The 8,457-nt window shown below is 72.7% G+C and carries 5 protein-coding genes; 4 read left to right on the top strand and 1 reads right to left on the bottom strand.

All coding sequences use genetic code 11. The features are described from left to right. The 3 genes from ACRDP3_RS26435 to nudC form a co-directional block, all read left to right on the top strand. Positions 1-2,000 (top strand): PD-(D/E)XK nuclease family protein (locus ACRDP3_RS26435; RefSeq protein WP_431519527.1); only part of this gene is annotated, 2,000 nt, incomplete at its 5' end. A gap of 105 nt (positions 2,001-2,105) precedes the next feature. Continuing rightward, a complete protein-coding gene (locus tag ACRDP3_RS26430; RefSeq protein WP_431519526.1) occupies positions 2,106-5,477 on the top strand; it encodes a UvrD-helicase domain-containing protein in 3,372 nt (1,123 codons plus the stop codon). Between the two features lie 116 nt (positions 5,478-5,593). Continuing rightward, complete coding sequence (gene nudC, locus ACRDP3_RS26425) at positions 5,594-6,547, top strand: NAD(+) diphosphatase (RefSeq protein ID WP_431519525.1); 954 nt, start codon at positions 5,594-5,596, stop codon at positions 6,545-6,547. A gap of 33 nt (positions 6,548-6,580) precedes the next feature. Here the strand turns inward: nudC and ACRDP3_RS26420 are convergent, their stop codons facing one another. Then, positions 6,581-6,823, bottom strand: a complete 243-nt coding sequence (locus ACRDP3_RS26420) for a mycoredoxin (RefSeq protein ID WP_431519524.1) — start codon at positions 6,821-6,823, stop codon at positions 6,581-6,583. A gap of 123 nt (positions 6,824-6,946) precedes the next feature. Here ACRDP3_RS26420 and ACRDP3_RS26415 point away from each other — a divergent pair. Next, positions 6,947-8,457 (top strand): ATP-dependent helicase (locus tag ACRDP3_RS26415; protein ID WP_431519523.1); only part of this gene is annotated, 1,511 nt, incomplete at its 3' end.

The raw sequence follows: 8,457 nt of genomic DNA, 5'->3' as shown, positions 1-8,457 counted from the left end.
CCACCGGCCCGGCCGACCCTGACCGGACCGACCCCGACCGGACCGCCCCCGCACCTTCTGCCCCGGCTCCCCCCTGGCTGGACACCGAAACCGCGCTCACTCTCCTCACCTCGCCGCTCGGCGGCATGGACGCCGCGGATCTGCGACGGCTCGGGCGGGCCTTGCGCGAGGAGGAACGTGCGGCCGGGGAGAGCGTCCCGCGCCCCTCCGACGTACTGCTGGCCGAAGCCCTCGCCGAGCCCGAACGGCTGGTGGCGCACGACCCCGCGTACGCCAGGGGCGCTCAGCGGCTGGGTGTGCTGCTTCGCAAAGCACGCGAACTGCTCGCGGGCGGCGGCACCGCCGACGAGGCGCTGTGGCAGCTGTGGGACGGCACACCCTGGCCGCAGCGCCTGGAGCGTGCCGCCCTGCGCAACGGCCCGGCCGGCCGCAACGCCGACCGTGACCTGGACGCGGTGTGTGCGCTGTTCGCCGCCGCCGCCCGTGCAGAGGAACGCAGCGGGGGGAGGGGAGCGCTCAACTTCCTCACCGAGGTCGACGCTCAGGACATCGCCGCCGACACCCTCACAGCGCGGGCGGTACGCCCGGACGCCGTACGGCTGATGACGGCGCACCGGTCCAAGGGTCTGGAGTGGCGCCTGGTCGTCATCGCCGGGGTACAGGAAGGACTCTGGCCCGATCTGCGGCGCCGGGGCACGCTGTTGGAGGCCGACCGGATCGGCCTCGACGGGCTCGCGGAGCCGCTGCCGCCCGGCGCCCTCCTCACCGAGGAGCGCCGGTTGTTCTACGTGGCGGCGACCCGTGCCAAGGACCGGCTGGTCGTCACAGCCGTGCGGGCACCGGCCGACGACGGCGACCAGCCCTCGCGCTTCCTGGCCGAACTGGGCGTCGAACCGAAGGCCGTCACCTCCCGGCCCCGCCGCCCCCTCTCGGTGGCGGCGCTGGTCGCCGAGCTGCGGGCCACCACCGTCGACCCCGCCGCCACGCCCGCCCTGCGTGCGGCCGCCGCACAGCGGCTCGCCCGGCTCGCCGCGCTGCACGACGAGGCGGACCACGCGCTCGTACCGGCCGCTCATCCCCACCGCTGGTGGGGGCTGTACGAGCCGACCCGGTCGGAGGTGCCGCTGCGGGACCGCGACCAGCCGGTCACCCTGTCGGGCAGTGCGCTGGACCAGTTGGCCAACACCTGTGCGCTGCAGTGGTTCCTGGCCCGTGAGGTGAAGGCGGACGCTCCGGCCACCGCCGCGCAGGGGTTCGGGAACGTGCTGCACGTACTGGCTGACGAGGTCGCCTCCGGCGGCACCCCCGCCGACCTCGCCGTACTGATGGAGCGGCTCGACACGGTGTGGGACGGGCTCGCCTTCGAGGCGCCCTGGAAGTCCCGGCAGGAGAAGGAGAGCGCGCGGGCGGCGCTGGAACGATTCCTGCGCTGGCACGTCATGCGGCGAGGGACGGGGGGCGAGGAGCGGGAGGCGGTCGGTAGCGAACTCGGGTTCGACGTCACGCTGGAGGCGGGGGAGTACGCGGTACGCGTCCGCGGCAGCGTGGACCGGGTGGAGAACGACGGTCAGGGGCGGGCGTACGTCGTCGACTTCAAGACCGGCCGCGCCAAGCCGAGCGCCGCCGACGTGGCGCGTCACCCGCAACTCGCCGTCTACCAGCTGGCGGTACGCGAGGGGGCGGCCGACGAACTCTTCGACGGACGGCGTCCACAGCCGGGTGGCGCGGAGCTGGTGCATCTGCGGCTCGGCGCGGCCGAGCGCGACGGTGGTGAGACGCTGCCGGTGGTGCAGCGACAGGATCCGCCGGCCCCGGCAGCCTGCCCGGGGAGTGCCGGCGAGGAACCGGCGGGCGGGGAATGGGTCGGTGAACTGCTCGCAACGGCCGCGGGCCGCGTCCTGGACGAACGCTTCACCCCCACACCGGGCCAGCACTGCACGCACTGCACGTTCCGCGGCGCCTGTTCCGCACGGTCCGAGGGACGCCAGATCATCGAGTGAGGCGCGGGCCGCCGCAGAGGGTGACGCCGTGGCAGCTCCACCACCCCTTGGGCGACCACCCCCACTCGGCGGCAGCTGTCGGTGGGGAACGCTAGCGTCTCTCCCGTGCCCGCACAGCTCACCGACACCGAACAGCTCAAGGAGCTCCTCGGTATCCCGTTCACCCCGGAGCAGATCGCCTGTATCACGGCACCTCCCGCTCCCCAGGTGATCGTGGCGGGTGCCGGTTCGGGCAAGACCACCGTCATGGCCGCGCGTGTCGTCTGGCTGGTGGGAACCGGCCAGGTCCAGCCCGAGCAGGTGCTCGGTCTGACCTTCACCAACAAGGCGGCGGGCGAGCTCACCGAGCGGGTCCGCAGAGCGCTGGTACGCGCGGGGGTCACCGACCCCGACCCCGCCGAACCCGGCCCCGCTCACCCCGGCTCCGCCGGTCACGAAGGGGCCCAGGGCGAACCGCAGATCTCCACCTACCACGCTTTCGCGGGCCGCCTCCTCACCGAACACGGACTGCGCCTCGGCATCGAGCCCGGAGCCCGTCTGCTGGCCGACGCCACCCGCTTCCAGCTCGCGGCGAAGGTGCTGCGGGCGGCCCCCGGCCCCTTCGAAGCCCTCACCAAGTCCGTCGCCGCGCTCGTCGAGGACCTGCTCGCGCTCGACTCCGAGCTCTCCGAGCATCTGGTCGCCCCGGGCCGGCTCCGCTCGTACGACACCGAGCTGCTCGGCACTCTGGACACCGTACGGCTCAGCAACGCCGCCCTGCGCAAGGTGCCCCTGGCGGCGCTCGGCAGGACCGAACTGCTCGGACTGGTCGAGCAGTACCGCGCGCACAAGCGCGGACACGACCTGCTGGACTTCGGCGACCAGATCGCGCTGGCGGCCACCCTGGCCCGCGATGTGCCGGAGGTCGGCCGGATCCTGCGCGGGCAGTTCCCGGTCGTGCTCCTCGACGAGTACCAGGACACCTCCGTGGCCCAGCGGGTGCTGCTCGCCGGGCTGTTCGGCACCGGGTCGGTACCCGAGGGCGCGGGCCACGCCGTCACCGCCGTCGGTGACCCCTGCCAGGCCATCTACGGCTGGCGCGGTGCCTCGGTCGCCAACCTCGACGACTTCCCCCGCCACTTCCCGTACGCCGACGGAAGCCCGGCGCGCCGCTACTCCCTCAGCCAGAACCGCCGCAGCGGCGGCCGGCTGCTGAGCCTCGCCAACTCCCTCGCCGCGCCGCTGCGCGAACGTCACGAGGGCGTCGAAGCCCTGCGCCCGGCCCCGGGCGCCGAGCGCGACGGACTGGTGCGGTGCGCGCTGCTGCCCACCCACTCCGAGGAGCTGGACTGGCTCGCCGACTCACTCGCCCACCTGGTCCGTACGGGCACGCCGCCCGGAGAGATCGCCGTACTGTGCCGTGGAGCCGGTGACTTCGCCGAGATCCAGGGCGCACTGGTCGCCCGCGACATCCCGGTCGAGGTGGTCGGCCTCTCCGGCCTGCTGCACCTGCCGGAGGTGGCCGACCTCGTCGCCATGTGCGAGGTCCTGCAGGACCCGACTGCCAACGCCGCACTCGTGCGGCTGCTGACCGGGCCGCGCTGGCGCATCGGCACCCGCGATCTCGCACTGCTGGGACGGCGCGCGCGGCTGCTGGTCATGCACGCGGACGGCGGCGGCGAAGACCCCGACCGGCGGCTGGCCGCGGCGGTCGAAGGTGTCGACCCGGCCGAGGTCACCTCGCTCGCCGACGCCCTGGACACGTTCCTGGAGGCCGACGGACACGACGACCGGCTGCCCTTCTCGGCAGCCGCACGGGTGCGCTTCGCGCGGCTCGCGGCCGAGATTCGCGACCTGCGGCGCTCGCTGGCCGACCCGTTGATGGACGTCCTGCACAGGGTGCTGACCGTGACCGGACTGGAGGTCGAACTGTCCGCGTCCCCGCACGCGGTGGCCGCCCGCCGGCGCGAGACGCTGAGCAACTTCCTTGACGTCGCCGCGGGTTTCGCCGCCCACGACGGCGAGGCGACCCTGCTGGCGTTCCTCGGCTTCCTGCGCACCGCGGTGCAGTACGAGAAGGGGCTCGACAGTTCACTGCCGGGCGGGGAGAACACGGTGAAGGTGCTGACCGCGCACAAGGCCAAAGGTCTGGAGTGGGACGTCGTGGCGGTGCCCGGGCTGGTGGCGAAGCAGTTCCCCAGCGAGCAGGCACGGGAGTCCTGGCTGAGCCGCCCGAAGGTGCTGCCGCACGCACTGCGCGGCGACGCGGCCACTCTGCCGGACGTAGCGGAGTGGACCGCGAAAGGCGTCAAGGACTACGAGACGCGACTGCGTGACCACCAGGCCACCGAGGAACTCCGCCTCGGCTATGTCACCTTCACCCGCCCCCGCTCGCTGCTGCTCGGTTCCGGCCACTGGTGGGGCCCGAACCAGAAGAAGCCCCGAGGGCCCTCGGCCTTTCTGGAGGCCCTGCGCTCCCACTGCGAAGCCGACCCCGGACACGGCGAGACAGAGCTCTGGGCGGACGCCCCGGCGGCGGACGCCGAGAACCCCGCACTCGCCGGCGGCGCGGAAGAGCGCGCGTGGCCGCTGCCGCTGGACGAGGACGCGCTGGCTCACCGCCGGGTGGCGGCGGACGCGGTGCTGGCGCTGCTGGCGAGCAGCCCGCACGGACAGCCCGATACCAATACCGATACCGATACGGCTACCGATACCGAAGGTGCCGATGCCGATGCCGGGCTCAGCCCCGAGGAGACACGGCTCGCCGCCTCCTGGGACCGTGACCTGGAGGCGCTCGAGGGTGAGCTGCGGCGCTCCCGCACCACCGTGCGCGACGTTCCGCTGCCCGCCGCCATGTCCGCCACGCAGCTGATGCGGATGGCCGCCGACCCCGACGGGTTCGCGCGCGAGCTGGCCCGTCCCATGCCCCGCCCGCCCCAGCCCGCCGCCGCCCGTCGCGGTACTCGCTTCCACGCCTGGGTGGAATCCCGCTTCGAGGAGTTGACGCTCCCGATGCTCGGCCCCGACGAACTGCCGGGCGGCGGTGCGGACGAGGGCGCGGGCGCGGAGCCGCCGGAGATCGCCGACGAGCGGGACCTGGCCACACTCAAGGCGGCCTTCCAGCGCTCGCCGTACGCGGAGCGCACTCCGTACCGCGTCGAGGCGCCCTTCCAGATCGGTCTCGCCGGCCGGATCGTTCGCGGCCGTATCGACGCCGTCTACCGCGACGTCGCCCCGGACGGCACGACGGCGTACGAGATCGTCGACTGGAAGACGGGGCGTGCCCGCACCGCCGATCCGCTCCAGCTCGCCGTCTACCGCCTCGCCTGGGCCGAACAGCAGAACGTGCCGCTGGAGTCCGTCGCCGCCACCTTCTTCCATGTACGCGAGGGCGAGGCGGTCCGCCCCGAGGGCCTGCCGGACCGGGTCGCCCTGGAACGGCTGCTGCTCGGTGGCACCGGCGACGAGGGTGACGACGGTCCCCCGAACGCCGGATAGGCTCGAGACACGAGCACTGCCTCCGGCAGTCCCTGACAACGCGGTCCGGGCCTCCGACGAAGACCGCGCGCCCGGCCGTACCAGCAGCGCTGTCGCAGGAGGAGTAGGAAACCGACGTGACCACCTTGACGGACCGCACCGCTGACGCCCCCCTGACGCTTTCCGCCACCGGCGGCATCGACCGCGCCGCGCATCACCGGATGGACGAGGCATGGCTGGCGGCGGCGTGGAGCCATCCGACGACCCGGGCCTTCGTGGTCTCCGGCGGGCAGGCGCTGATCGAGGACCGCGGCGACGGCCGCACGGAACTGGTGCTGATGCCGTCCTTCGACGCGCCGTTCACGGAGGCACACCGCTATTTCCTCGGTGTCGACGAGGACGGTGTGCGCTACTTCGCGCTGCAGAAGGACGCGCTGCCGGGACGTATGGACGACATCGCCCGCCCGGCCGGGCTGCGCGAGGCGGGAGTGCTGCTCTCGGCCCGCGACGCCGAGCTGATGACCCACGCCGTCGGACTGGAGAACTGGCAGCGCACGCACCGCTTCTGTTCGCGCTGCGGCGAACGTACGGTCATCGCCGCCGCCGGACACATCCGGCGCTGCCCGGCCTGTGGTGCCGAGCACTACCCGCGCACCGACCCGGCAGTGATCATGCTGGTGACGGACGAGCAGGACCGCGCACTCCTGGGACGTCAGGTGCACTGGCCGGAAGGGCGCTTCTCCACGCTCGCGGGCTTCGTCGAGCCCGGGGAGTCCCTGGAGGCCGCCGTCATCCGGGAGGTCGCCGAGGAGGCGGGCGTCACAGTGGCCGAGGCCAGCTATGTCGGCAGCCAGCCGTGGCCCTTCCCGGCCAGTCTGATGCTCGGCTTCACGGCCCGCGCCACCTCACCGGAGATCCAGGTGGACGGGGACGAGATCGAGGAGGCCCGCTGGTTCTCCCGCGAGGACGTCCGGGCCGCGATCGAGTCCGGGGAGCTGCTGCCGCTGTCCGGAATCTCCATCGCGGCCCGGCTGGTCGAGCTCTGGTACGGCGAGCCGCTGCCCAGGCCCGGGCGGCTGCCGAAGCCGTGACGCACGCCATACGCATGCCATGACGCGGTGGCCTCAGGTGCCGATCTTCTCCTTGACCTGGGCGAGCGAGGGGTTGGTCAGCGTGGAACCGTCCGGGAACAGCACCGTCGGCACGGTCTGATTGCCGCCGTTGGCCTTGCCCACGAAGTCCGCGGACTCCGGGTCGAGCTCGATGTTGACCTCGGTGTACGCGATACCCGCGCGCTCCATCTGGCCCTTCAGCCGACGGCAGTAGCCGCACCATGTGGTGCTGTACATCGTCACGTTTCCCGACATGGGCTCTCGCGCTCCTTCGCTGTTCGACGGTCACTGACGCAACGCGCGAGCCGGGCGGACCATTCCCGGGCCCAAGGCGCCCGTGTACGACAATCACAGCTCAGCTGTGGACAACCGTCCCGGGTGTCCCGGGCGAACTGGCAGCATGGCGGGGTGACAGCAGCAACGGACTCCACCCTCTTCTCTCAGGACCCCGCTCAGGACCCCGCTCAGGACGCTTTCACGGCTCCGCAGGACGCCGACGCGGTGCTGGACGGGCTCGATCCCGAGCAGCGTGAGGTGGCGACCACGCTGCGGGGCCCGGTGTGCGTACTCGCGGGCGCGGGCACGGGCAAGACGCGTGCCATCACACACCGGATCGCCTACGGGGTGCGCGCGGGCATCCTGCCACCCGCCGGCGTCCTCGCCGTCACCTTCACCAGCCGTGCCGCGGGAGAGATGCGCGGCCGGCTGCGCCAGCTGGGAGCGAGCGGCGTCCAGGCGCGTACGTTCCACTCGGCCGCCCTCCGGCAGCTCCAGTTCTTCTGGCCGCGTGCGGTCGGCGGAGAACTGCCGCGACTGCTCGAGCGCAAGGTGCAGCTGGTCGCCGAAGCCGCGGCCCGCTGCCGCCTCCGCCTGGACCGCAATGAACTGCGGGATCTCACGGGCGAGATCGAGTGGTCCAAAGTCACCCGGACGGTGCCGGAGGACTATCCGGGCGTGGTGGCCAAGGCGGGCCGGGACGCCCCGCGCGACCCGGCCGAGATCGCCCGGGTCTACGGGCTCTACGAGCAGCTCAAGCGCGAGCGCTCGGTGATCGACTTCGAGGACGTTCTGCTGCTGACCGTGGGCGTGCTGCAGGACCGCCCCGACATCGCCGAAACGGTCCGCGGGCAGTACCAGCACTTCGTGGTCGACGAGTACCAGGACGTCAGCCCACTCCAGCAGCGGCTGCTGGAGCTCTGGGTCGGGGAACGCGACAGCCTGTGCGTCGTCGGCGACCCCAGCCAGACCATCTACTCCTTCACCGGCGCCACTCCCGACCATCTGCTCAACTTCCGCGTTCAGCACCCGGACGCGACCGTGGTGAAGCTCGTACGGGACTACCGCTCGACGCCGCAGGTCGTCCACCTGGCCAACGGCCTGCTCTCGCTGGCCGTCGGCCGTGCCGCCGAGCACCGCCTGGAGCTGATCTCCCAGCGTGAGGCGGGCCCCGAGCCGGCCTACACCGAGTTCCCCGACGAACCGGCCGAGGCCGAAGGCACGGCGAAGCGCATCCGCGAACTGATCGACTCCGGTGTCCCGGCCAGCCAGATCGCGGTGCTCTACCGCATCAACGCCCAGTCGGAGATCTACGAGCAGGCTCTCGTCGACGCCGATGTGCCCTATCAACTGCGCGGCGCGGAGCGGTTCTTCGAGCGTCCCGAGGTCCGCGAGGCCGGCATCGCACTGCGCAGCGCGGCCCGCTTCGGGGAGAACGACACCTTGCTCGACGGAGCCCTCGACCTCCCCTCCCAGGTCCGCGCCGTGCTCAGCGGGAACGGCTGGACGCCGCAGCCCCCGGCCGGCTCCGGAGCGGTCCGGGACCGCTGGGAGTCACTGATGGCCCTGGCCCGACTCGCCGAGTCCCTCGCGGGAAGTCGCGCCGCGGCGGG

This window comes from Streptomyces sp. (assembly GCF_050698815.1).
Classification (GTDB): domain Bacteria; phylum Actinomycetota; class Actinomycetes; order Streptomycetales; family Streptomycetaceae; genus Streptomyces.
This window is presented reverse-complemented; position numbering and strand designations above follow the sequence as displayed.

Bases quoted from the DNA above. Each gene is read 5' to 3' on its own strand.
- ACRDP3_RS26420 (WP_431519524.1), bottom strand. From the start codon at position 6,823: ATGTCGGGAAACGTGACGATGTACAGCACCACATGGTGCGGCTACTGC.